The following is a 22987-nucleotide window of genomic DNA, read 5'->3' as shown; positions in this document are numbered from 1 at the left end:
CCCGAACGCCTATTGGCCAACGCCTGCTGCCTCACTTCTCTGGAGGAGATGAAGATGGGTGTCGAAGGCATCGGCGCGCGCGTCGCGCGAAAGGAAGACAAGCGGTTTCTCATGGGCCAGGGCCGCTACACGGACGACATGTCCGTGCCGGGCATGCGCTATGCGGCCTTCGTGCGCTCGCCGCATGCGCATGCGAAGATCAAGAACATCGATACGGCGGCAGCGGAGGACATGCCCGGCGTCATCGCCGTGCTCAACGGCAAGCAGATGCTCGACGACGGCATCGGCAACCTGATCTGCGGCTGGATGATCCATTCCAAGGACGGTTCGCCGATGAAGATGGGCGCCTGGCGGCCGATCGCGCACGAGACGGTGCGCTATGTCGGCGATGCCGTCGCGGTGGTTGTCGCCGACAGCGTGGGCGAGGCGCGCGACGCGGCCGAGGCCGTGGTGGTCGATTACGAGGTGCTGCCTGCCGTCACCGACGCGGTGAAGGCGCTGGAAGCCGGCCAGCCGCAGCTTCACCCGGAAGCCCCCGGCAACCTCATCTATGACTGGGAGATCGGCGACGGCGCCGCGACCGATGCCGCCATCGCCGCGGCCGCCCATGTCACGGAGATGAAGATCGTCAACAACCGGCTCGCGCCGAACCCGATGGAGCCGCGCGGCGCGCTCGGCATCTACGATTCGGCCGAGGACCACTACACCTGCTACACGACGAGCCAGAACCCGCATGTCGCGCGCCTCGTCATGAGCGCCTTCTACAATGTGGCGCCGGAAAACAAGCTGCGCGTCATCGCGCCCGACGTCGGCGGCGGCTTCGGCTCGAAGATCTACATCTACCCGGAGGAGATCGTCTGTCTGTGGGCCTCCAAGCGCTCGGGCGTGCCGGTGAAATGGACGAGCGACCGCACCGAGGCCTTCCTGACCGACGCGCACGGCCGCGACCATGTCTCGACCGTCAAGATGGCCTTCGACGCAAACAACCGCGTCACGGCCCTGAAGGTCGACACGATCGCCAATTTCGGCGCCTACATGTCGCTGTTCTCCTCGGCCGTGCCGACCTATCTTTATGCCACGCTGCTTTCCGGCCAGTACGATTTCCCGGCCATCCACGCCAATGTGCGTGCGGTCTACACCAACACCGTCGCCGTCGACGCCTATCGCGGCGCCGGCCGGCCGGAAGCGACCTATCTCCTCGAACGCACCATGGAGACGGCGGCGCGCGAACTCGGCGTCTCGCCGGCGGAGCTTCGCCGCATCAACTTCATCCGCTCCTTCCCCCACCAGACGCCCGTCATCATGAACTATGACGCGGGCGACTACGAGGCCTCGCTGGAAGCGGCCATGGCGGCCGCCGACTGGAACGGCTTTCCCGCCCGCAAGGCGGAGGCCGCAGGCCGCGGCATGAAGCGTGGCATCGGCATGAGCTGCTATATCGAGGCCTGCGGCATCGCGCCGTCGGCGGCGGTCGGCTCGCTCGGCGCCGGCGTGGGCCTCTGGGAATCGGCCGAGGTGCGCGTCAACGCCGTCGGCACGATCGAGGTGCTGACCGGCTCGCACAGCCACGGCCAGGGCCACGAGACGACCTTCGCCCAGCTCGTCGCCGACCGCTTCGGCGTGCCGATCGACAGCGTCTCCATCGTGCACGGCGACACCGACAAGGTGCAGATGGGCATGGGCACCTACGGCTCGCGCTCGGGCGCCGTCGGCATGTCCGCCGTCGTCAAGGCGCTCGACAAGGTGGAGGCGAAGGCCAGGAAGATCGCCGCCCACCTGATGGAGGCCGACGAGAGCGACATCGTCATCGAGAACGGCGCGCTGAAGGTCGCCGGAACCGACAAATCGGTGCCGTGGTTCCAGATGGCGCTGGCCGCCTATACGGCGCACAACCTGCCCTCCGGCATGGAGCCGGGCCTGAAGGAAGGCGCCTTCTACGACCCGTCCAACTTCACCTTCCCCGCCGGCTGCTACATCGCGGAAGTCGAGGTCGACCCCGAAACCGGCAAGACGACGATCGTCCAGTTCGTCGCCGCCGACGATTTCGGCAACATCATCAACCCGATGATCGTCGAGGGCCAGGTGCATGGCGGCATCGCCCAGGGCATCGGCCAGGCGCTGCTGGAGGGCGTGCACTACGATCCGGAGACGGGCCAGCTTCTGACGGCAAGCTACATGGACTACACCATGCCGCGCGCCGACGACCTGCCCTCCTTCCAGGTCTCCCACCAGGTGACGCCCTGCCCGAACAACCCGCTCGGCATCAAGGGCTGCGGCGAGGCGGGCGCCATCGGCTCGCCCCCGGCGCTGATGAACGCCATCACCGACGCCATCGGCAACAACGACCTCACCATGCCCGCGACGCCCCAGAAGGTCTGGGCGGCGCTGGCAGCCGGCAACTGACGGAGGAAGCCATGTACGCCACGAACTACCATCGAGCCTCCTCGGTCGACGAGGCCGTCAAGCTGCAGTCGTCTTCCGGCGAGGCGAAATACGTCTCCGGCGGCATGACGCTGATTCCCACCATGAAGCAACGGCTGGCGGCGCCGTCCGACCTCGTCGACCTGCGCCACATAGCCGACCTCAAGGGCATCTCCGTCAACGGCAGCCGGGTGCGCATCGGCGCCGGCACAACGCATTACGAGGTGTCGACCTCGGCGGAGCTGAAGGCGGCCTGCCCGGCGATCTGCCACCTCGCCTCCCATATCGGCGACCCGCATGTGCGGCACATGGGCACGATCGGCGGCTCCATCGCCAACAACGACCCTGCCGCCGACTACCCTTCCGCCATGCTGGCGCTGGGTGCGACGATCGTCACCAATGCCCGGGAGATCCCCGCCGACGACTTCTTCACCGGCCTCTTCGAGACGGCGCTGGAGGACGGCGAGATCGTCGTGGCGGTGACCTTCGACGCACCGGCAAGGGCTGCCTATTCCAAATTCCCCAACCCGGCCTCGCGCTATGCCATGGCCGGCGTCTTCGTGGCGAAGGCGGGCGACGGCAGCGTGCGGGTGGCGGTGACGGGCGCCGGCTCTGACGGCGTCTTTCGCCATGCGGGGCTGGAAAGCGCGCTTGCCGCCGACTGGTCGGCCAATGCCGCGGCAGGCGTGTCCGTCGATGCCGGCGACCTGCTTTCCGATATCCACGGCAGCGCGGAATACCGCGCCAATCTCGTGAAAGTCATGGCCAAGCGGGCCGTCGCCGCCGCCTGACCCCTCGAAAAACTGAAACAGTTCGATTAAAAGGGCGGTTGAGGCCGTCCTTTTTTCATGCAGACTTGACATGCATCAACAGGGAATGGCCTTTTGGGGCTTAAGATACATTGGAATGGTTCAAAGGTGGCGCCGATTTGCCGCAGCACGGGACGTTGCGGGAACAGGGCGTCTGATATAGCCGATTGAACGACCGCCAACGACGATGATGTCCGGGTTTCCGCCGGACAGGAGACTCTGGATGGACTTCGAGACCTACTTCAAGAACGAACTGGACGGCCTGCATCAGGAAGGCCGCTACCGCGTTTTCGCCGACCTGGAACGCCAGAAGGGCAATTTCCCCAAGGCGACCCGCCACACGGCGAACGGGCCGCAGGACGTCACGGTCTGGTGCTCGAACGACTATCTCGGCATGGGCCAGCATCCCAAGGTGACCGAGGCGATGAAGCTCGCCATCGACCACTGTGGCGCCGGTGCCGGCGGCACCCGCAACATCTCCGGCACCAACCATTACCACGTCCTCCTGGAGCGCGAACTCGCCGACCTGCACGGCAAGGAATCCGCGCTGCTCTTCACCTCGGGCTACGTGTCCAACTGGGCCGCGCTCAGCACGCTCTGTTCGAAGATTCCCGGCATCATCTGTTTCTCCGACGCCGGCAACCACGCCTCGATGATCGAGGGCATCCGCCACTCGAAATGCGAGCGGGTGATCTTCAAGCACAACGACCTGAAGGATCTGGAAGCCAAGCTTTCCGCCGCCGACCCGAAGGCGCCGAAGCTGATCGCCTTCGAATCGGTCTACTCCATGGACGGCGACATCGCCCCCATCAAGGAGATCTGCGATCTCGCCGACAAATACGGCGCGATGACCTATCTCGACGAAGTGCACGCCGTCGGCATGTACGGCCCGCGCGGCGGCGGCATCGCCGAGCGCGAAGGCCTGATGCATCGCCTCACCCTCATCGAGGGCACGCTCGGCAAGGCCTTCGGCGTCATGGGCGGCTATATCACCGGCTCGGCGGCGCTCTGCGACTTCGTGCGCTCCTTCGCCTCCGGCTTCATCTTCACGACCTCGCTGCCGCCGGCGATCGCCGCCGGCGCGGCCGCGGCCATCCGCCATCTCAAGGAAAGCCAGGTGGAGCGCTTCGCCCACCAGGAGCGCGTGCGCAAGCTGCGCGGCCTGCTCGACCGCAACGGCATCCCGCACATGCCCAATCCGAGCCATATCGTGCCGGTGATGGTGGGCGATGCGGCCAAGTGCAAGTGGATCTCGGACCTGCTGCTCGACAATTTCGGCATCTATGTCCAGCCGATCAACTATCCGACCGTGCCGAAGAAGACCGAGCGCCTGCGCATCACGCCGACGCCGCTGCATTCGGATGCGGATATCGAGCACCTCGTCGGCGCCCTGCATTCGCTCTGGTCGCGCTGTGCGCTCGCCCGCGCCGTCGCCTGACGGCACGGCGCAAGCGAGAACTATCCGACGAGCCCGGCGGCCACCCGCCGGGCTTCTTCGTCCGCGGCGAAGACATCGTCCATGGACGCGGCCGGCGGCAGGTGGGTGAGCCGGTCCATCACCGCCTCGGCGATATCGGCCATCGCGAGGAAACCGATGCGCCCCGCGACAAAGGCATGGAACGCCACCTCTTCGGCCGCATTCATCACCGCCCCCTGCAGGCCGCCGCGCGTGAGCGCCGTGCGGGCCAGCCTCAGCGCGGGGAAGCGCTCCTCGTCCGGCGCCTCGAAATCGAGCCGCGACAGTTTTGCGAAATCCAGCCGATCGACATCGAGCGGCGAGCGCTCGGGATACGTCAGCGCATAGCCGATCGCCGTGCGCATGTCGGGCGCGCCGAGCTGCGCCAGCACCGACCCGTCGACATAGCCGACCATCGAATGGATAATCGACTGCGGATGCACCACCACTTCGATCTGCTCCGGCCTGACGTCGAAGAGGTGCTTCGCCTCGATCATCTCCAGCGCCTTGTTGAACATGGAGGCGCTGCCGATCGAGATCTTCAGCCCCATCGACCAGTTGGGATGGGCGCGGGCGATATCGGCGGTGACGCCCGCCATCTGTTCGCGGCTCCAGGTGCGGAAGGGCCCGCCCGAGGCCGTCAGCACGATACGCTCGACCGCGTGGCGCTGGTCGTCCTCCAGCGCCTGGAAGATCGCGCTGTGCTCGCTGTCGACGGGAATGAGCCGCCCGCCGCCCTTCGCAACGGCCTCGACGAAGAGATCGCCGGCCGAGACGAGGCATTCCTTGTTGGCGAGCGCGATATCCGCGCCCCGCTTCGCCGCCGCCAGCGTCGGTGCAAGACCCGCCGTGCCGACGATCGCCGCCATCACCCAGTCCGCCTCGCCGGAAGCCGCATCCAGCAGCGCCGAGCGTCCGGCTGCCGCTTCGATGCCGCTGCCGGCAAGCGCGTCTTTCAGCGCGCCGTAGCGGCTCTCGTCCGCCGTCACCGCCATCCGCGCCCCGCAATCCTTCGCCTGCGCGGCGAGAAGATCGACATTGCCGTTGCCGGTCAGCGCCAGGACCTCGTAGCGCTCCTGCCCGCCAAGCTGGCGCACCACGTCGAGCGTGCTGGTGCCGATGGAGCCTGTCGAGCCGAGAATGGTGATACGGCGCTTTTGCCGCGCGTCGGGAGCCATGGTGAAGTCCGCGATTTTCTTGTTATCGACAAAAGGCTCTACAGGCGAAAGACGCCTGCAACAAGTCATGGAAATACTGTAAAGCGAAGGCTGCACCCGTCTTCGCAAACCCGCGCTTGACCTTTTCGCCCGGACGGCCATAACGTCCCGGCAAAGCGGTCTTCCGCCCCGACGCGATTGGAGAAATCTGTGTACCGACGCCTGAGAGTATGGACCCTCGCCTGCCTCGCCTTCGCGGCGGCAGCTCCGGCCTATGCCGAGGAGCCGGTCCCGGGCGGTCTTAGCGGCACCTGGCTGGCCGAGGACATCGGCGGCGACGGTGTGATCGACGACCTGCAGACGACGCTGGAGGTCAAGCCGGACGGGTCCTATGGCGGCAATGGCGGCTGCAACACCTATCGCGGCAAGCTGAAGGTGCAGAACGGCAACATCGCCTTCGCCCCCGCCGCCGCCACGCGCAAGATGTGCGCGCCGGCCATCATGGACCAGGAGCAGAAGTTCTTCGATGCGCTCGGCACCGTCACCTCCTGGAAGCTCGAGAACGGCATCCTGCACCTGACGGGCAAGGAAGGCGCCCCCGCGATCCGCCTTGCCGGCCTCAAGAACAACACCGACATCGTCATCCGCCTGCCGGGCCCGGAACAGAGCGTGGCGCGCGAAACGATCAACTACCAGTGCGACGCCGAGCAGCGCGTCGTCGTCGAATATATCAATGCCGGCAGCAATGCGCTCGCCGTCTTGAAGATCGGCGAGGAGACGGTCATCGCCGCCAACGTGCTGTCGGCCTCGGGCGCCAAATATGCCGGCGGCCGCTATGAATGGTGGACGAAGGGCGACGAGGCGACGCTCTACGACCTGACCAAGGGCGGCGAGAACGCGCCGGGCGTCAACTGCCGCAAGACCGGCTGAGCCGGCGGCCACTGGAGGGGGACATCGCATGCCCACGTTCCGCGTCGGACAGAAGGTCGTCTGCATCAACGACCGCTTCAAGAACGTCTCGATCGACCAGGGCATCCGCAAGGGACAGGTCTACACCGTCCGCTGGACCGGCCATTACCGCCACTATGTCGACGGCGACTTCTACGGCATCAAGCTGGTGGAGATCTACCGCGGCAAGGACGACGGCCCGGAAGGCTACGGCGCCGACGACATGCCCTTCCGCGCCACCCGCTTCCGCCCGCTGGTCAGCGACCGGATCCGCAGCATGCTCGGCATCAAGGCCCCGCAGCCGAAGGTCGTCGCCAAACCCTCCACCATCCCCTCCGTCCGCCCGAAGCCCCGCATCGCCATGCCGGAGCGCGAGAAGGAAGACGTCTGACATTTCCTTTGGGGGCGCGGCGGCAAGCCGCCGCATCGACAGGCAAGCGCAGACAAAACCCGTCCGACGGAGAGCCCATGCGCCCCATCCTTCTCCTTGCCATCCTCGCCTCGCTCGGCGCCTGCGCAACCGACCGCACGGCAAACTGCATCGTCACACCCGCAGACCTCGTCGAGTGCCAGGCAAATTGAGAGCCTCGCCCGAACGGGAAGGCCAGGGCGCACGACAAGAAAGAGGGTTCAGGAGCAAGTGGTGATCCCGCCGCGATTCGAACGCGGGACCCCCAGATTAGGAATCTGGTGCTCTATCCTGCTGAGCTACGGGACCACTGACTGCACCCATACAAAAGCCGGGGCTTTTAGCCAAGCGATTTTCAGGCGGGAAGGCGGCTTTCGGCGAGCTTGACCCAATAGCTCACTCCATGGGGTATCGCATCGTCGTTGAAATCGTAGGCCGGGTGGTGGAGGCCCGCACTGTCGCCGTTGCCGAGGAAGACGAAGGCGCCGGGGCGGGCGAGCATCATGTAGGAAAAGTCCTCGCCGCCCATCATCGGGTCGAGCGCCGCATCGACCGCCGCCTCGCCGGCGATCTCGCGCGCCACGGCGACGGCGTGGCCGGTCTCCTCGGGGTGATTGGCGGTGACGGGGTAGTTGCGATGATAGCCGACCGTGATCTCGGCGCCGTGCGCGGCGGCAAGGCCGCCGCAGATCTGGCGGATGCGGGCCTCGGCCTCCTCGCGCATCTCGGCGCTGAGGGTGCGCACCGTGCCGGCAAGCTGCGCCGTCTCGGGGATGACGTTATGGGCGAAACCGGCGTTGAACTTGGTGACGGAGACGACGAGGGAGGCGATCGGATCGGCAACGCGCGAGACGATCGTCTGCAGCGCCGAAACCACCTGTGCGCCGATGACGATCGGATCGACCGTCTTGTGCGGCAGCGCGGCATGGCCGCCACGACCTGTCACCGTGATGGTGAACTCGTCGGTTGCCGCCATGATCGGCCCGGGGCGCGTGCCGAAAGAGCCGACCGGCATGCCTGGAAGGTTGTGCATGCCGTAGACCTCGGATATCCCGAAGCGCTCCATCATGCCGTCCTTGACCATCTCGTTGCCGCCGCCGCCGCCCTCTTCGGCCGGCTGGAAGATCACCGCGACATTGCCGGAGAAATTGCGCGTCTCTGCGAGATATTTCGCCGCGCCGAGCAGCATGGCCGTGTGGCCGTCATGGCCGCAGGCATGCATCCTGCCCTTGACGGTCGAGGCCCAGGGCCTGCCGCTCGTCTCCTCGATGGGCAGCGCGTCCATGTCGGCACGAAGGCCGATCGTGCGGCCCGCGCCCGTGCCGCGGATGAGGCCGACGACGCCGGTGCGGCCGATGCCGGTGACGACGTCGTCGACGCCGAACTCGCGCAGCTTCTCGGCCACGAAGGCGGCGGTCTTCTCCACCGCGAAGAGGATTTCCGGCTGCCGGTGGAGGTGCCTGCGCCATTCGGCGATTTCATCCTGCATCTGTGCGGCGCGGTTGAGGATGGGCATGCAACACTTCCTGTCATTTCGGCCGCAAAACGGACCATCTGCATTCGATGGCTTTGCCATCACGGTGCCATATAGGTTAAATAGGGCGACGGTTCGAGACAACTCCCGATTTCGAGGACACAGCCTTGCAGATGAACGGACGAACGACGCGCCGGAGCGCATGGTCTTTGGGCTCCGGCCTGCTGCTCGCAGCCTCCCTCCTGGCAACCGCGGCAACCGCCGCCCCGCGCATCCTGGTGGACGTCAACTCGCTGAAGGTCATCGAGCACGAGGATGCCTTCCAGCGCTGGTATCCGGCCTCGCTGACCAAGCTGATGACCGCCTATACCGTGTTCCGCGCCGTCAAGGCCGGCGAGGTCTCGCTGGAAAGCACGGTGACGATGACGAAGAACGCCGCCGCCGAGCCGCCGAGCAAGATGTATTACAAGCCTGGCCAGAAGATGACGCTCGATAGCGCGCTGAAGATCATCCTCGTCAAATCGGCCAACGACGTCGCCGTGGCGATCGGCGAATCGATCGCCGGCTCGGAGCAGGCCTTCGTCGCCCGCATGAACGCCGAAGCCGCCCGCATCGGCATGAGTTCCTCGCATTTCATCAATCCGCACGGCCTGCCCGGCAAGGGCCAGTACACGACGGCGCGCGACCTAGCCGTGCTCGCCGTGACGCTGAAGCGCGAATTCCCGCAATACGCCTCCTATTTCGCGCTGGAAGGCTTCACCACCGGCAAGAAGCAATATCCCAACTTCAACATGCTGATCGGCCGCTTCGACGGCGCGGACGGCATGAAGACCGGCTTCATCTGCGCATCCGGCTTCAACCAGGTGTCGTCTGCCACCCGCAACGGCCGCAGCGTCGTCTCGGTCGTACTCGGCTCCGACAGCCTCGGCGCGCGCGCGGATATTTCCGCCGGCATGCTGGAAAAGGGCCTGACGATGCGGGCGGGCAATGTGCCGACCCTCGGCCAGCTGCGCCCCTATGGCGAGACGCGCGACATCGTCGCCGACGTCTCGAAGGAGATCTGCTCGAAGCACGCAGCCAAGGTGCGCAGCGAAAGCCGCGACGAGGCCGGGCGCCAGAAGCTCGTCTCGCCCTATATCCACGAATTGAACCGGCCGCTGAAGCTGGTCTTCGCCGGCCTCATGGGTGGCGACACGGCCAAGCCCGCCGGCAACGACGAGGTCGCCGCCGGCGACACCGGCCTTGCCAACGTGCCGATCCCGATCCCGCGCCCCACGACCTTCTGATTGGAAAAGACCATGACCCTTGCTGAGCGGCGCGTGCCGGTTTCCGTGCTGACCGGATTTCTGGGCGCGGGCAAGACGACCCTGCTCAACCGCCTCCTGAAGGATCCGACGCTCACGGACACGGCCGTCATCATCAACGAGTTCGGCGAGGTCGGCATCGACCATCTGCTCGTCGAGCAGTCGAGCGACGGCGTCATCGAGCTTTCCGACGGGTGCCTGTGCTGCACGATCCGCGGCGAACTGGTCGATACGCTTGCCGACCTGATGGATCGCATGCAGACGGGCAGGATCCAGCCGCTGAAGCGCGTGGTGATCGAGACCACCGGCCTTGCCGATCCCGCCCCGGTGCTGCAATCCGTCATGGGCAATCCGGTGCTCAGCCAGTCCTTCAGCCTCGACGGCGTGATCACCGTGGTCGATGCCGTCCACGGCCTGTCGACGTTCGAGAACCATCCCGAGGCGGTCAAGCAGGTCGCCGTCGCCGATCGCGTGCTGATCAGCAAGGTGCCGCTTGCCGATGCCGCGGCGGTGGAAGCGGTGAAGCGGGAGATCGCCGCGCTCAATCCGCGGGCGAGCGTCTCGGACATCGATACGCCCGGCCTCGTCGGCCCTGCCCTTCTCGCCAACGGGCTCTACGATCCCGGCAGCAAGATCCCCGACGTCCGCCGCTGGCTGCACGAAGAGGCGCACGACCATCATGATCATCACCATCATGGCCATGACCACGGGCATCACCATGGTCACCAGCACGCCCATGACGTGACCCGCCATGACGCGACGATCCGCTCCTTCAGCATCGTGCACGACCGGCCGATCGACCCGATGGCGCTGGAAATGTTCATCGACCTCCTGCGCTCGGCGCATGGGGAAAAGCTGCTGCGCATGAAGGGCATCGTGCTGATGGCCAACACACCGGAGCGGCCGCTGGTGCTGCAGGGCGTGCAGAGCGTCTTCCATCCGCCCGAGCGGCTTTCCGCCTGGCCCGACCCGGCCGACCGCCGCACGCGGCTGGTGCTGATCACCCGGGACCTGCCGGAGGCCTTCGTGCGCGATCTCTTCGACGCCTTCACCGGGACGCCGAAGATCGACCGGCCGGACCGCGCCGCGCTGTCCGACAATCCCCTCGCCATACCGGGCCTGCGCCTCTGATCCGGACGGGGCGGCAGGCAGCCCCGCCTCCCCAAGCCCCTAGAAGCGGGCGCCGGCGAAATGGGCGATCTGCGCGCCGAGTTCGTAATAGCCCTCGCGCATCGCGCGGAAGGACTGCGCCTCGGGCTCGCTTACCGGCAGCGGCAGGTCCCCTTCGGTGACCGCGCCGGAAACGAGGTCCGCCAATGTGCGGCCGAAGACGGTGCCCGGTGCGATGCCGCGGCCATTGTAGCCGGAAAAGCCGATGACGTTCTCGGCAAGGCGGTGGAAGCGCGGCAGGTTGTCCGTCGTCATGCCGATCTTGCCGTACCATTCCGCCTCGAAGGCGACGTCGCCGATAGCGGGGAAGAGCTTTTTCAGTGCGCGCCGCGCCCAGGCCTTGTGGATGCCGGTGCCCGCGCCGCGCAGCGCCCCGACGCTGCCGAAGACCAGCCGGCCACGCGTGTCGAAGCGGAAGGAGGAGAGCACCTCCTTCGTGTCCCAGGCGCCCTGCCGCTCCGGCAGGATCTTCGCCTGCATCTCGGGCGAAAGCGGCACGGTGGCGAAGTTGAAATAGGGCAGGTGCACGAGTTCGGTCCGCACCTCGTTCCAGGGCGCGACCGTATAGGCATTGGTGGCGACGACCACCCAGTCCGCCGTGACGGCGCCGCGCGCGGTCTTCACCGTCCAGCGTTTTCCCATCCGCTCGGCGCCCGTCACCGGGCTTGCCGTGAAGACCGCAGCGCCGGCCGCGATCGCCGCGCGGGCAAGACCGCGCACATAGGCGAGCGGCTGGATCGTGCCGGCCCGCATGTCGAGAAGCGCACCCGAATAGGCCTCGGTGCCCACCTTCGCCGCCGTCTCGGCGGCATCCAGCAGGCGCACCGGCGCGCCGCGGCGGGCCCATTGCTCGGCGCGCTGCTTCAGTTCGTCGAGGCCCGCGGTTCCGACGGCGCAATGCAGCGTGCCGGCCGGATTGATCTCGCAGTCGATGGCATGCTTTTCCACGAGGTCGAACACCGCGCGGGGCGCATTGCCGAGAAGCTCCAGCAGCCGGCTGCCGTAGAGGTCGCCGAGCACGCCGGGCAGTTCGTCCGGCATCACCCACATGCCGGCATTGACGAGGCCGACATTGCGGCCCGAACCGCCATAGCCGATCTCCGCCGCTTCCAGCAGGATGACTCGCGTGCCGCGCTCGGCAAGGTGCAGCGCGGTCGAGAACCCCGTATAGCCGCCGCCGACGATGACGACATCCGCCTCCGCCGTGCCCGAAAAGGCCACGGTTTCGGGGGCAGGCGGAGCGGTCATCTCCCAGAGGCCATGGGAGCGGGGATCGTTGAGCATGGGCGTCGGTCTTTTCCGGAGGAGGAGGGTTTCTCACCGCACAATCGGCGATGCGGCACCGCGACTAAAGCAAAAAATGAGAACGGGGTCATGCCCCCGCCGCATGATCGGCCGCGAAAATCCTATGCCGGGACCTGCCGGGAGATCCAGGCCCGAAACGCCTGGCTCAGCGGGTTTTCGAGCTTTCCTTCCGGCACGACGAGATAATAGCTGTTCTCCGTCTCCATCGGCCGGTCGAAGACGACGGCGAGCCGGCCGCTCGCCAGCTCCTGCTCGATCAGGTAATGCGGCAGGAGCGCGAAGCCGAGCCCGGCGACGGCCGTCTCGATGACCATGGAGAACTGGTCGAACCGATGGCCGCGATAGGCGGTATCGGCCACACCGCCGTTCAGCTCGAACCATTGCGCCCAGAGCTTCGGCCGGGTCGCAAGATGCAGGAGCGGCGCCCTTTCCAGGTCCTTCGGCTCGGCAAGGTTCCAGGATTTCACCAGCTCCGGGCTCGCGGCGGGCAGGATGACCTCGCTGCACAGATAGGAACAGGCCGCCCGCGCCCAGACCGGCTGGCCGTAGTGGATCGCAAGGTCGAAATTCTCCTCGTCGAAATCGAACGGCGCCGAGCGCGAGGCGATGTTGACGATCGTGCCCGGATTTTCCGCAAGGAAGCCCGGAATGCGCGGCGTCAGCCAGCGGCTGCCGAAGGTCGGCAGCGTGGCGATGGAGAGGCTGTGCTCGGAGGAGGCCGACGCCATGGCGCGCAGCATGGTCTCTTCCGTCTGGTGCAGGAGCTTGCGAACCTCCGGCAGGAAGCGGCGGCCGTCGTCGGAGAGCACCACACGCTGGCGCACGCGCTCGAAGAGCAGCACGCCGAGCTGTTCCTCCAGGTCCTTGATCTGGCGGCTGACGGCGCTCTGGGTGAGGTTGAGCTCATGGGCCGCCTGCGTGAAGCTGCCATGGCGGGCAGCGCATTCGAACGCCTGCAGCGTGGTGACGTCAGGGATCAGCCTACGACTGAGCTTCATTCTTTCCTCGCATCAACATAGTCAGAACGGTCGCGATCGCTTGGAAAAACGATCGGTTATGATCCGTTTTGAGAATGAACAGGGCCTTCCCACCCTTGTAGGATGAGACCGCTTCCCATGAAAGCAAATTCGTATGTTTGCGCGGACAAGATCCGCTCGGATTTCTCTGCCGCCATGTCCGCGATGTATCGCGACGAGGTGCCTGCCTATGGCACGCTGATGGCGCTGGTCGCCACGGTCAATGCCGAGACGCTTGCCGCCGACCCCGCCCTCAAGGCGCGCCTCGAGGCGACCGACACGCTGGAGCGCATCTGCGAGGAGCGCCACGGCGCCATCCGCCTCGGCACGCCGGACGAGCTTTCCATGATGCGGCGCGTCTTCGCCGTCATGGGCATGTATCCGGTCGGCTACTACGATCTCTCCACGGCCGGCGTGCCGGTGCATTCCACCGCCTTCCGCCCGATCGACGCCGAAAGCCTCAACCGGAACCCCTTCCGCGTCTTCACCTCGCTGTTGCGCCTCGATCTCATCGCCGACGAGAAGCTGCGGCAGGAAGCGGCCGAGGTGCTCGCTGCGCGAAAAATCTTCACGGACGAAGCCGTCGATCTCGTCGGGAAGGCCGAGCGCGACGGCGGCCTCGATGCGGTCGATGCCGCCCGTTTCGTCACCGAAGTGCTGGAAACCTTCCGCTGGCACGACCAGGCCATCGTCAGCGCCGACATGTACAAGCGCCTGCACGACGCCCATCGCCTGATCGCCGACGTCGTCTCCTTCAAGGGTCCGCACATCAACCACCTGACGCCGCGCACGCTCGATATCGACAAAGTCCAGGCCCGCATGCCGGAAGACGGCATCGCGCCCAAGGCCGTCGTCGAGGGCCCGCCGACCCGCGCCTGCCCGATCCTCCTGCGCCAGACCTCGTTCAAGGCGCTGGAAGAGGCCGTCTCCTTCATCGGCGCCGACGGCGCCTGGCAGGAAGGCTCGCACACGGCCCGCTTCGGCGAGATCGAGCAGCGCGGCGTGGCGCTGACGCCGAAGGGCCGCGCGCTCTACGACAGGCTGCTCGCCGAGACCCGCGCCCGCGTGCACCCCACTGCCGACGGCTCCAACGCCGCCGAATACGAAGCTGCACTCGCCGACGTCTTCAAAGCCTTCCCCGACGACTGGGATGGCATCCGCAAGGCGGGCCTTGGCTATTTCACCTACGCCCTGACGGAGAAGGGCAGGTCCGCCACCGGCCGCAACGCCGATCTCGAAACGGCGATCGAAGCCGGCCTCATCCGCTTCGACCCGATCGTCTACGAGGATTTCCTGCCGGTCAGCGCCGCGGGCATCTTCCAGTCGAACCTCGGCGACGACGCCACCCAGGACTTTGTCGCAAGCCCGAACCAGGTGATGTTCGAGCGCGATCTTGGCAGCGCCGTGCTCGACGAATTCGCCCATTATGCCACCATCCAGCGCGCATCGCTTGAAATGTGCCTTGGCATCGTCAACATGGCTGCCGCTGCGGAGTGACGAAAGAGCGCATGATCGAGGCACGCCATATCGAAGCGCTGAAGGGCCTTGCCGGCGAGAAGGGTCTTCTCACCGAAGAGGCCGACATGGCCGCCTACGAGACCGGCGCGCGCTACGACAAAGGCCGCGCCGCCTTCGTCGTCCGCCCGGCCACCACGGCCGAGGCCTCCGCCGTCGTCTCCTATTGCGTGCGGAACGCCATCGCGCTCGTGCCGCAGTCCGGCAATACCGGCCTCGTCTCCGGCTCGACGCCCGACGGGAGCGGCCGTCAGGGCGTGCTCAGCCTCGACCGCCTGACCGCCCCCTTCGACCTCGACCGGGTGAACCGCTCGGTGAAGGCCGGGGCGGGCCTGCGCCTTTCCGACCTCAACGGCCGGCTGGAAGACAGCGGCCTGTTCTTCCCGATCGACCTCGGCGCCGATCCGCGTCTCGGCGGCATGATCGCGACGAACACCGGCGGCTCGCGGTTCCTGCGCTACGGCGACGTGCGCCGCAATGTTCTCGGCCTCACCGTGGTGCTCGCCGACGAGGCCGGCACCGTGCTCGACCTTTCCTCGGACCTGCGCAAGAACAATACCGGCGTGGACTGGAAGCAGCTCTTCATCGGCACGTCGGGCGCCTTCGGCATCGTCACCGAATGCGTGCTGAACCTCGAACCCGCCCCGAAACAGTCCGCCGCCGCCTTGCTCGTGCCCTCCTCCGCCGAACAGGTAGCCCCCCTCCTCGTCGCCATGGAAGACGCGCTCGGCAGCTACCTTTCGGCTTTCGAGGGCATGTCCGGCAATGCTGTCAGCGCCGCGCTCGATCATGTGCCGTCACTCCGCAATCCCTTCCGGGGCGGCGTGGTGCCCGATTTCGTCATCCTCGCCGAAATCTCCCGCTCGACCCCGCCGCGCGAAGGCGAACAGCCGCTCGACGCGGTGCTGGAGGAGGTGCTCGCCGCGATCTGGGAGCGCGAGGACGCGCCGCTCGCCGACGCCTTCGTCGGCCCGCCGCACGAGACCTGGGCGCTGCGCCATGCGCTGTCGGAGGGCGTGAAGCATCGCGGGCGATTGATCGCCTTCGATCTGTCCTTCCGGCGGGGTGACATCATGCCCTTCCTCGCCCATATGAAGGCGCAGATGCCTGACCACTTCGAGGATGTGACGATCTGCGATTTCGGCCATATCGGCGACGGCGGCGTGCATTTCAATCTCGTCGTCGCGAAAGACGATCCGCGGCTTGCCGATCCCGATTTCGAGGCGGACCTGCGCGACTTCGTCTTCACCATGGCGGTCGAACAGTTCGGCGGCAGCTTTTCGGCGGAACACGCCATCGGCCGCAAGAACCAGGCCTTCTACGACAGATACACCCCGGAAAAGATCCGCGACCTCGCGGCCGGGCTGAAGACCATCACCTCGCCGGGACCGCTCGGCGCCATCGAATTCTAGAAACCGACAGGGAGACACCCCATGACGAAAGTCGACGTGAAACAGGAAACCGCAGCCCTCCTCGACAAGCTCGGCGTCGCCAGCAGCGCGTGGAAGGGCGGCGACATGGCCTCCTACAGCCCCGTCAGCGGCGAGGAGATCGCAAAGCTGAAGACCGTCTCGGCCGCCGGGGCAGACAAGGCCATCGACGCCGCCCACGACGCCTTCAAGGCCTGGCGCCTCGTGCCCGCCCCCAAGCGCGGCGAACTCGTGCGCCTGCTCGGCGAGGAGCTGCGCGCCGCCAAGGCCGATCTCGGCCGTCTCGTCTCCATCGAGGCCGGCAAGATCACCTCCGAAGGCCTCGGCGAAGTGCAGGAGATGATCGACATCTGCGATTTCGCCGTCGGTCTCTCCCGCCAGCTCTACGGCCTCACCATCGCCACCGAGCGCCCCGGCCACCGCATGATGGAAACCTGGCACCCGCTCGGCGTCGTCGGCATCATCTCGGCCTTCAACTTCCCGGTCGCCGTCTGGTCGTGGAATGCCGCGCTCGCGCTCGTCGCCGGTAATTCCATCGTCTGGAAGCCCTCGGAAAAGACCCCGCTGACGGCGCTCGCCTGCCAGGCGATCTTCGAGCGTGCGCTCGCCCGCTTCGGCGATGCCCCGGCAAACCTCAGCCAGGTCCTCATCGGCGACCGCACGATCGGCGAAGCCCTCGTCGACAACCGCAAGGTCGCGCTCGTCTCGGCCACCGGCTCCACCCGCATGGGCAAGGAAGTCGGCCCGCGCCTGGCAAAGCGCTTCGCCCGCTCGATCCTTGAACTCGGCGGCAACAATGCCGGCATCGTCTGCCCGTCGGCCGACCTCGACATGGCGCTGCGCGCGATTGCCTTCGGCGCCATGGGCACCGCCGGCCAGCGCTGCACCACCCTGCGCCGCCTCTTCGTGCATGACAGCGTCTACGACCAGCTCGTGCCGCGCCTGAAGAAGGCCTATACCAGCGTTTCCGTCGGCAACCCGCTGGAAACCTCGGCCCTCGTCGGCCCGCTCGTCGACCGCCAAGCCTTCGACGGCATGCAGAAGGCTCTCGCAGCCGCCAAGGCCGAAGGCGGCACCGTCACCGGCGGCGAGCGCGTCGCAGAGGCCGGCAAGGACACCGCCTATTACGTCAAGCCCGCCATCGTCGAAATGCCGAAGCAGGCCGGCCCGGTTCTCGAAGAGACCTTCGCGCCGATCCTCTATGTCATGAAGTATTCCGACTTCGACGCCGTGCTGGATGACCACAACGCGGTGGCCGCCGGCCTCTCCTCGTCGATCTTCACGCTCAACGTCCAGGAGGCCGAGCGCTTCCTGTCGGTCGACGGTTCGGATTGCGGCATCGCAAACGTCAACATCGGCACCTCGGGCGCCGAGATCGGCGGCGCGTTCGGCGGCGAGAAGGAAACCGGCGGCGGCCGCGAGAGCGGCTCCGACGCCTGGAAGGCCTATATGCGTCGCGCCACCAACACGGTGAACTATTCGAAGGCCCTGCCGCTCGCCCAGGGCGTCTCCTTCGATATCGAGTAAGCCGCGATGGACAGCCAGAACAAGACAGAGGAGGCGGGCTTTACGCCCGCCTCGCGCATCGCCGCCATCGGCGTCTCGAAAATCCTGCAGATCGGCGCCCGTGCGAACGCCATGAAGAAGGACGGCCTGCCGGTCATCATCCTCGGCGCCGGCGAACCCGACTTCGACACACCTGATAACGTCAAGGCAGCCGCCAAGGCCGCCATCGACCGTGGCGACACCAAGTATACCGCGCTCGACGGCACGCCGGCGCTGAAGAAGGCGATCTGCGAAAAATTCCGCCGCGAAAACAACGTCGACTACACGCTCGACGAAGTCACCGTCGCGACGGGCGCCAAGCAGATTCTCTTCAACGCCTTCATGGCGACGATCGATCCGGGCGACGAGGTGATCATCCCGACGCCCTACTGGACCTCCTATTCCGACATCGTGGAGATCTGCGGCGGCGTGCCGGTGCTGATCCCCTGCGATGCCGAAGCCGGCTTCCGACTGAAGGCCGAGCAGTTGGAAAAGGCGATCACGCCGAAGACCCGCTGGATACTATTCAACTCACCCTCGAACCCCTCGGGCGCCGCCTATAGCAAAGCTGACTACCGTCCGCTCCTCGACGTGCTGCTGAGGCATCCGCATGTCTGGTTGATGGTCGACGACATGTACGAACACATCGTCTACGATGGATTCAAATTCGTCACCCCCGTCGCCATCGAACCGCGCCTGAAAAGTCGCACGCTGACCATCAACGGCGTCTCCAAGGCTTATGCCATGACCGGCTGGCGTATCGGCTATGCCGGCGGCCCGAAGGCGTTGATCAAGGCCATGGCCGTGATCCAGAGCCAGGCGACCTCCTGCCCCTCCTCCGTCAGCCAGGCCGCCTCGGTCGAGGCCTTGAATGGCCCGCAGGATTTTCTGAAGGAGCGGCAGGCGAGCTTCAAGCACCGCCGCGATCTCGTCGTCTCGGCGCTGAACGCCATCCCCGGCCTTGCCTGCCGCACGCCCGAAGGTGCCTTCTACACCTTCTCCGGCTGCGCCGGCGTGATCGGCAAGGTGACGCCCAAGGGCAAGCGCATCGAGGCCGACAGCGACTTCACGGACTATCTCCTGGAAGACGCCCACGTCGCCGTCGTGCCGGGCTCTGCCTTCGGCCTCTCCCCCTATTTCCGCATCTCCTACGCGACATCGGAAGCGGAACTGGCGGAGGCGCTGAAGCGTATCGCGGACGCCTGCGCCCGGCTCGCCTGATCAGCAGCAAAAAGCCGGCAAAAGAAAAGGGGCCTCGCAAGAGGCCCCATTTTTATGTGTCCGCGCCTTTCCGGCGTTCTCTACTTCCCCGCGGCCGAGCCACAAATGCGAAAACGCCCCGGCCTTTTTGACCGGGGCGTCTGATGGCTTGGAAAATCAGGCGGCGCGGGCGCCGTGGTGTTCCTGGGCGTAGTAGTGGCCGAAACGGTTGGCGAGGAAGGTATCGAGAGCGATTTCCTCCTGGCGGACGAAGCCTGCCGCGCGCAGCGAGCCGTCGGCGAGCATGTCGAGCACGGCGCAGATCGAGCCGGCCGTGGTGATCTGGATGGCCGAATGCAGGCTGCCGGCGACGGGGGCGCTGTAGACCTTGTTGGCGTAGGTCTCCTGGATCAGGCGGCCGCCCTTGCGGCCCGAGACGGTCACGAAGATGATGACCACGTCCTGCGTGGTGGTCGGCAGGGCGTTCTCGAAGATGTCTTTCAGGACTTCGCGGCGGTGACGCAGGCCGAGGTCGTTCAGGAGCGCCTTCATGATGGCGGCGTGGCCGGGATAGCGGATCGTCTTGTAGTTCAGCGTACGCACCTTCCCCTTCAGCGTCTCGCAGAGCGTGCCGAGGCCGCCCGAGGTGTTGAAGGCTTCATAGGTCACGCCGTCGAGCGAGAATTCCTCACGCTCCTCGAGGGCCGGAACCTCGATCAGCGCGCTCTCGACGATGGCCTCGCAGGGCTCGATATATTCGTTGATGACGCCGTCCGTGCTCCACGTCAGGTTATAGTTGAGCGCGTTGGACGGGTACTGCGGCAATGCGCCGACGCGCATACGCACGCTTTCGAGCGAATCGAAACGGCTGGCGAGGTCGTTGGCGACGATGGAGATGAAGCCCGGCGCAAGGCCGCACTGAGGGATGAAGGCCGTCTTGGCGTTTTCCGCGATGCGCTTGACCTGGCGGGTGGATTCGACGTCTTCCGTGAGGTCGAGATAGTGCAGGCCGGCGTCCGCGGCAGCTTCCGCGATGGCGACCGTCAGGTGATAGGGCGCGGCGGAGAGGACGGCGAACTTGCCGGCAAGGAGCGCGCGGAGTGCAGCACCGTCGGCAATGTCGACCGCGGCGGTCGAAACGGCATCGTGGCGCTCGATGGCGGCGAGCTGCTCGTCCGAACGGTCCGCGACGGTGACGCGGTAATCCCCGCTGTGAGCCAGCATGCGGGCGATGGTCGAGCCGATCTTGCCTGCGCCGATGACGACGATGTCCTTCATGTGATTTCCCTCCGGCATGAATTGATGCTGATATTTTGAGGGCCAGTGGTGTCGATTTAAAGCGCCGTATCCGGCATAATACATTATCGGTATCGGCAGAATGACGGTGAAAATGAGCATTTCGACGCTAGGCGCCAAGGATCGGGAGCTGCTCGCCATCCTCAGCGAGAACGCCCGCGAACAGACCGCGACCATCGCCCGCAAGCTGGGCCTGTCGCGTACGACCGTGCAGGCGAAGATCGACCGGCTGGAGCGGGACGGGGTGATCGCCGGCTACGGCGTGAAACTGTCCGACGCCTATGAGAGCGGCATGGTGAAGGCGCATGTGCTGATCACCATCGCGCCGAAGACGCTGGCACGCATCACCACGGAGCTGCGTGCCATCTCGGCCGTGCGGACGCTGCATTCGGTCAGCGGCAGTTTCGACCTGATCGCCGTGGTCGAGGCCGCCTCGATCGCCGAACTCGACCACCTGATCGACCGCATCGGCGCCATCGACGGCGTGGAACGCACGCTGTCGTCCATCATCCTGTCGACGCGGATCAGGCGATGAACCGCTCCGGCCGGTAAGGCCCGATATTGATCACCGTGCGCTCGCCCAGCATCTTTTCCGCCAGCACGCGGCCGGTGATGGGTCCGAGCGTCATGCCGTGATGGGCGTGGCCGAAGGCGAACCAGAGGCCGGCATGGCGGGGGGCCTTGCCGATGATCGGCATCATGTCGGGCGTGCAGGGGCGGCAGCCCATCCAGGGTTCCTCGTCGCGCCGTTCGGCGAGCGGGAAGAATTCGCGCGCCACCTTTTCCGCCCGGCGAAGCTGGACGGGCGTCTTGCGGGTATCGCGCCTGGCGAATTCGGCACCGGTGGTCAGGCGAATGCCGCGCTGCATGGGTGCGAGGAAGTAGCCGCGCTCGGCATCGAGCACCCAGTTGTTGAGCTTCGCGCCCTCTTCCGCGCCGTAATGCATGTGGTAGCCGCGCTTGACGGCGAGCGGGAAGCGGTAGCCGAGCTTGCGCGTCACCGTATCGGCCCAGGGGCCGAGCGCGACCACGACTTCCTTGCCTTCGAGCAGGCCCTCGGGCGTTGCGATGCGCCACCCCTCGCCTTCCAGCACATGCTCGATGGTCGCCGCGTCGCCCGATTTCAGTTCGCCGCCCAGCGACTGGAAATAGGCGAGGTAGCGTTTCAGGAGGCTCTGCGGATCGAGGATCGACCACGGATCGGTCCAGCGCAGGCCGCCAGTGAGGTCGGCGCGAATGGAGGGCTCGGCCTCGGCCACCTCCGCCGTCGTCAGCTTCTGGTGATTGACGCCGAAATTGGCGGACAGCTTCTCTGCGTCCGCATAGGCCTTGTCCCTCTCCTTCTCCGTGCGAAAGACCTTCATCCAGCCGTCCTTGCGGATGAGGTCTTCCGCGCCCGAGGCGGCGATGAGGTCGGCATGCTCGGAAATCGAGTTCTCGATGAGCGGCGCATAGAGATGGGCGATGCTCTGGTGCTGGCGAAAGCCGGAATGCCACCAGTAGCGGGCGAGGAACGGGATGATGCCGGGGATCGCCGAGGGGTGGTAATGCGCGTCGATCGTGTTGTTCAGCGCATAGCGGAAGAGCGCCCCAAAATCGTGCGGGAAGCCGTAGGGGAAGACGCCCTCGCGCTGGATGAGGCCGGCATTGCCATAGGAAGTCTCTTCCGCCGCTCCGCGCCGGTCGACGAGCACCACCGACCGGCCGCGCCGGATGAGATGGATCGCGGTCGATATGCCGATCACGCCCGCGCCGAGAACAATGACATCCGTCTTCATGAGCCTGCCCCAAGGAAATTTTCGTCTGCGCATCAATGCATGCGGGCTGCCGGCAAGGCAAGGCGCCGGCTATTGGCCCGCCAGCCGCAGCAGGTTCTCGATCGCCGCCCGCTCGAAGCCACCGATTCCCTCGGAAATATCGGCCTTGATCGCCGCCGCAACGGCATCCTCGTCACGCTTGCGCAGCGCCACGATGGCCTCCTGGTGGCGGTCGACGAAATAGAGCTGGGCGACATGCTCCATGGCGATGCCGAGGAAGGGGCCGAGCTGGAGCCAGACGCTCTCCACCATCGGCAGGATCACCTGCTCGGGATTGGCGGTGTAGAGCGTGCGATGGAATTCCTGGTTCAGCAGCAGGGCATTGGCATTGTCCTTGCGGGCGATCGCCTCGTCCTGCGCCTTGTCGATCTCCTCCAGCTTGTCGATCCGGCGCTCCGTGATATGCGGGACGGCCCGGCGGGCGGCGTGCTGCTCCAGCACGGAGCGCAGCGAGACGAGTTCGCTGAACCGGTCCGCGGTCATGCGCGGCACCATGATGCGGCGGTTGTCCAGCACGCGCAGCGCGCCTTCGGACGAAAGGCGGCGCAGCGCCTCGCGCACCGGCGTCGGGCTACTCTCCATCGCTTCGGCGATACCGCGGATCGTCAGCGATTCCCCCGGCCGGATCGAGCCGACCATGATCGCCTGGCGCAGGCGCCGATGCGCATATTCATGCGTCGTCATGCCGTCCGGCCGGTCAAGCGGCTCAAGCGCC

19 protein-coding genes and 1 tRNA gene are annotated in these 22987 nt (G+C 66.2%); 12 read left to right on the top strand and 8 right to left on the bottom strand.

From position 1 onward, the window contains the following. Positions 1–54 precede the first annotated feature (54 nt). The 3 genes from AB3G45_RS27220 to hemA all read left to right on the top strand — a co-directional run bounded on the left by AB3G45_RS27220 (position 55) and on the right by hemA (position 4668). On the top strand, positions 55–2403 hold the full coding sequence (locus AB3G45_RS27220) for a xanthine dehydrogenase family protein molybdopterin-binding subunit (RefSeq protein ID WP_367833493.1): 2349 nt from the start codon (positions 55–57) through the stop codon (positions 2401–2403). A gap of 11 nt (positions 2404–2414) precedes the next feature. Next, positions 2415–3212: a xanthine dehydrogenase family protein subunit M gene (locus AB3G45_RS27215; RefSeq protein ID WP_367833492.1), complete on the top strand. Its 798-nt coding sequence runs from the start codon at positions 2415–2417 to the stop codon at positions 3210–3212. 241 nt (positions 3213–3453) lie between these two features. Beyond that, on the top strand, positions 3454–4668 hold the full coding sequence (gene hemA / locus AB3G45_RS27210; RefSeq protein WP_367833491.1) for a 5-aminolevulinate synthase: 1215 nt from the start codon (positions 3454–3456) through the stop codon (positions 4666–4668). Between the two features lie 20 nt (positions 4669–4688). Here hemA and dxr read toward each other — a convergent pair whose 3' ends face one another. Beyond that, entirely contained in the window at positions 4689–5864 is a 1176-nt protein-coding gene (gene dxr / locus AB3G45_RS27205) for a 1-deoxy-D-xylulose-5-phosphate reductoisomerase (RefSeq protein ID WP_367833490.1), read from the bottom strand. A 189-nt stretch (positions 5865–6053) separates the two neighbouring features. Between dxr and AB3G45_RS27200 the strand changes: the two genes are divergently transcribed. Next, positions 6054–6773 (top strand): META domain-containing protein, encoded by a 720-nt coding sequence (locus AB3G45_RS27200; RefSeq protein WP_367833489.1) that lies wholly within the window; start codon positions 6054–6056, stop codon positions 6771–6773. 28 nt (positions 6774–6801) lie between these two features. Further along, positions 6802–7182, top strand: a complete 381-nt coding sequence (locus AB3G45_RS27195; protein ID WP_367833488.1) for a CAP-Gly domain protein — start codon at positions 6802–6804, stop codon at positions 7180–7182. Between the two features lie 250 nt (positions 7183–7432). On the opposite strand, the gene AB3G45_RS27190 is transcribed toward AB3G45_RS27195, so the two are convergent. Together AB3G45_RS27190 and AB3G45_RS27185 are read right to left on the bottom strand one after the other, a co-directional pair. Then, positions 7433–7509 (bottom strand) — tRNA-Arg (locus tag AB3G45_RS27190). Positions 7510–7555: 46 nt separating this feature from the next. Continuing rightward, positions 7556–8716 carry a M20 aminoacylase family protein gene (locus tag AB3G45_RS27185; protein WP_367833487.1) on the bottom strand — a complete coding sequence of 387 codons (1161 nt, stop codon included), beginning with the start codon at positions 8714–8716 and terminating at the stop codon, positions 7556–7558. A gap of 131 nt (positions 8717–8847) precedes the next feature. Between AB3G45_RS27185 and AB3G45_RS27180 the strand changes: the two genes are divergently transcribed. Then, positions 8848–9960: a D-alanyl-D-alanine carboxypeptidase family protein gene (locus tag AB3G45_RS27180; RefSeq protein WP_367833486.1), complete on the top strand. Its 1113-nt coding sequence runs from the start codon at positions 8848–8850 to the stop codon at positions 9958–9960. A gap of 12 nt (positions 9961–9972) precedes the next feature. Continuing rightward, positions 9973–11109 carry a GTP-binding protein gene (locus AB3G45_RS27175; RefSeq protein WP_367833485.1) on the top strand — a complete coding sequence of 379 codons (1137 nt, stop codon included), beginning with the start codon at positions 9973–9975 and terminating at the stop codon, positions 11107–11109. Between the two features lie 39 nt (positions 11110–11148). Here AB3G45_RS27175 and AB3G45_RS27170 read toward each other — a convergent pair whose 3' ends face one another. Together AB3G45_RS27170 and AB3G45_RS27165 are read right to left on the bottom strand one after the other, a co-directional pair. Beyond that, complete coding sequence (locus tag AB3G45_RS27170) at positions 11149–12432, bottom strand: NAD(P)/FAD-dependent oxidoreductase (RefSeq protein WP_367833484.1); 1284 nt, start codon at positions 12430–12432, stop codon at positions 11149–11151. Between the two features lie 122 nt (positions 12433–12554). After that, positions 12555–13451 carry a LysR family transcriptional regulator gene (locus AB3G45_RS27165; RefSeq protein ID WP_367833483.1) on the bottom strand — a complete coding sequence of 299 codons (897 nt, stop codon included), beginning with the start codon at positions 13449–13451 and terminating at the stop codon, positions 12555–12557. Positions 13452–13568: 117 nt separating this feature from the next. Between AB3G45_RS27165 and AB3G45_RS27160 the strand changes: the two genes are divergently transcribed. Genes AB3G45_RS27160 through AB3G45_RS27145 form a run of 4 tightly spaced genes read left to right on the top strand, consistent with a single transcriptional unit; the run spans position 13569 to position 19180 of the window. Next, a complete protein-coding gene (locus AB3G45_RS27160) occupies positions 13569–14966 on the top strand; it encodes a VOC family protein (protein ID WP_367833482.1) in 1398 nt (465 codons plus the stop codon). Between the two features lie 11 nt (positions 14967–14977). Further along, entirely contained in the window at positions 14978–16396 is a 1419-nt protein-coding gene (locus tag AB3G45_RS27155; RefSeq protein ID WP_367833481.1) for an FAD-binding oxidoreductase, read from the top strand. A 21-nt stretch (positions 16397–16417) separates the two neighbouring features. Next, complete coding sequence (locus tag AB3G45_RS27150) at positions 16418–17941, top strand: aldehyde dehydrogenase family protein (RefSeq protein WP_367833480.1); 1524 nt, start codon at positions 16418–16420, stop codon at positions 17939–17941. A 6-nt stretch (positions 17942–17947) separates the two neighbouring features. Continuing rightward, the gene (locus AB3G45_RS27145) at positions 17948–19180 is read left to right on the top strand and encodes a pyridoxal phosphate-dependent aminotransferase (RefSeq protein ID WP_367833479.1); all 1233 of its coding nucleotides are present in this window, start codon (positions 17948–17950) and stop codon (positions 19178–19180) included. A 156-nt stretch (positions 19181–19336) separates the two neighbouring features. Here AB3G45_RS27145 and AB3G45_RS27140 read toward each other — a convergent pair whose 3' ends face one another. Then, positions 19337–20437, bottom strand: a complete 1101-nt coding sequence (locus AB3G45_RS27140) for a saccharopine dehydrogenase NADP-binding domain-containing protein (protein ID WP_367833478.1) — start codon at positions 20435–20437, stop codon at positions 19337–19339. Between the two features lie 112 nt (positions 20438–20549). Here AB3G45_RS27140 and AB3G45_RS27135 point away from each other — a divergent pair, with 112 nt between their 5' ends. Further along, a complete protein-coding gene (locus AB3G45_RS27135) occupies positions 20550–20990 on the top strand; it encodes an Lrp/AsnC family transcriptional regulator (RefSeq protein WP_367833477.1) in 441 nt (146 codons plus the stop codon). Here AB3G45_RS27135 and AB3G45_RS27130 read toward each other — a convergent pair. Together AB3G45_RS27130 and AB3G45_RS27125 are read right to left on the bottom strand one after the other, a co-directional pair. Then, positions 20980–22233: an NAD(P)/FAD-dependent oxidoreductase gene (locus AB3G45_RS27130; RefSeq protein WP_367833476.1), complete on the bottom strand. Its 1254-nt coding sequence runs from the start codon at positions 22231–22233 to the stop codon at positions 20980–20982. The genes AB3G45_RS27135 and AB3G45_RS27130 overlap by 11 nt on opposite strands. Positions 22234–22302: 69 nt before the next feature. After that, entirely contained in the window at positions 22303–22956 is a 654-nt protein-coding gene (locus AB3G45_RS27125) for a GntR family transcriptional regulator (protein WP_367833688.1), read from the bottom strand. Positions 22957–22987: the final 31 nt, after the last annotated feature.

It is taken from the genome of Shinella sp. S4-D37, from assembly GCF_040812195.1.
Lineage (GTDB): Bacteria > Pseudomonadota > Alphaproteobacteria > Rhizobiales > Rhizobiaceae > Shinella.
The sequence above is the reverse complement of the archived record's forward strand: the minus strand, read 5'-3'. Positions and strand labels throughout refer to the sequence as shown.

Excerpts from the sequence above, each read along its gene's own strand:
- AB3G45_RS27220 (WP_367833493.1), top strand. The coding sequence starts at position 55 with ATGGGTGTCGAAGGCATCGGCGCGCGCGTCGCGCGAAAGGAAGACAAG.
- AB3G45_RS27215 (WP_367833492.1), top strand. The coding sequence starts at position 2,415 with ATGTACGCCACGAACTACCATCGAGCCTCCTCGGTCGACGAGGCCGTC.
- hemA (WP_367833491.1), top strand. The coding sequence starts at position 3,454 with ATGGACTTCGAGACCTACTTCAAGAACGAACTGGACGGCCTGCATCAG.
- dxr (WP_367833490.1), bottom strand. The coding sequence starts at position 5,864 with ATGGCTCCCGACGCGCGGCAAAAGCGCCGTATCACCATTCTCGGCTCG.
- AB3G45_RS27195 (WP_367833488.1), top strand. The coding sequence starts at position 6,802 with ATGCCCACGTTCCGCGTCGGACAGAAGGTCGTCTGCATCAACGACCGC.
- AB3G45_RS27185 (WP_367833487.1), bottom strand. The coding sequence starts at position 8,716 with ATGCCCATCCTCAACCGCGCCGCACAGATGCAGGATGAAATCGCCGAA.
- AB3G45_RS27180 (WP_367833486.1), top strand. The coding sequence starts at position 8,848 with ATGAACGGACGAACGACGCGCCGGAGCGCATGGTCTTTGGGCTCCGGC.
- AB3G45_RS27175 (WP_367833485.1), top strand. The coding sequence starts at position 9,973 with ATGACCCTTGCTGAGCGGCGCGTGCCGGTTTCCGTGCTGACCGGATTT.
- AB3G45_RS27170 (WP_367833484.1), bottom strand. The coding sequence starts at position 12,432 with ATGCTCAACGATCCCCGCTCCCATGGCCTCTGGGAGATGACCGCTCCG.
- AB3G45_RS27165 (WP_367833483.1), bottom strand. The coding sequence starts at position 13,451 with ATGAAGCTCAGTCGTAGGCTGATCCCTGACGTCACCACGCTGCAGGCG.
- AB3G45_RS27160 (WP_367833482.1), top strand. The coding sequence starts at position 13,569 with ATGAAAGCAAATTCGTATGTTTGCGCGGACAAGATCCGCTCGGATTTC.
- AB3G45_RS27155 (WP_367833481.1), top strand. The coding sequence starts at position 14,978 with ATGATCGAGGCACGCCATATCGAAGCGCTGAAGGGCCTTGCCGGCGAG.
- AB3G45_RS27150 (WP_367833480.1), top strand. The coding sequence starts at position 16,418 with ATGACGAAAGTCGACGTGAAACAGGAAACCGCAGCCCTCCTCGACAAG.
- AB3G45_RS27145 (WP_367833479.1), top strand. The coding sequence starts at position 17,948 with ATGGACAGCCAGAACAAGACAGAGGAGGCGGGCTTTACGCCCGCCTCG.
- AB3G45_RS27140 (WP_367833478.1), bottom strand. The coding sequence starts at position 20,437 with ATGAAGGACATCGTCGTCATCGGCGCAGGCAAGATCGGCTCGACCATC.
- AB3G45_RS27135 (WP_367833477.1), top strand. The coding sequence starts at position 20,550 with ATGAGCATTTCGACGCTAGGCGCCAAGGATCGGGAGCTGCTCGCCATC.
- AB3G45_RS27130 (WP_367833476.1), bottom strand. The coding sequence starts at position 22,233 with ATGAAGACGGATGTCATTGTTCTCGGCGCGGGCGTGATCGGCATATCG.
- AB3G45_RS27125 (WP_367833688.1), bottom strand. The coding sequence starts at position 22,956 with ATGACGACGCATGAATATGCGCATCGGCGCCTGCGCCAGGCGATCATG.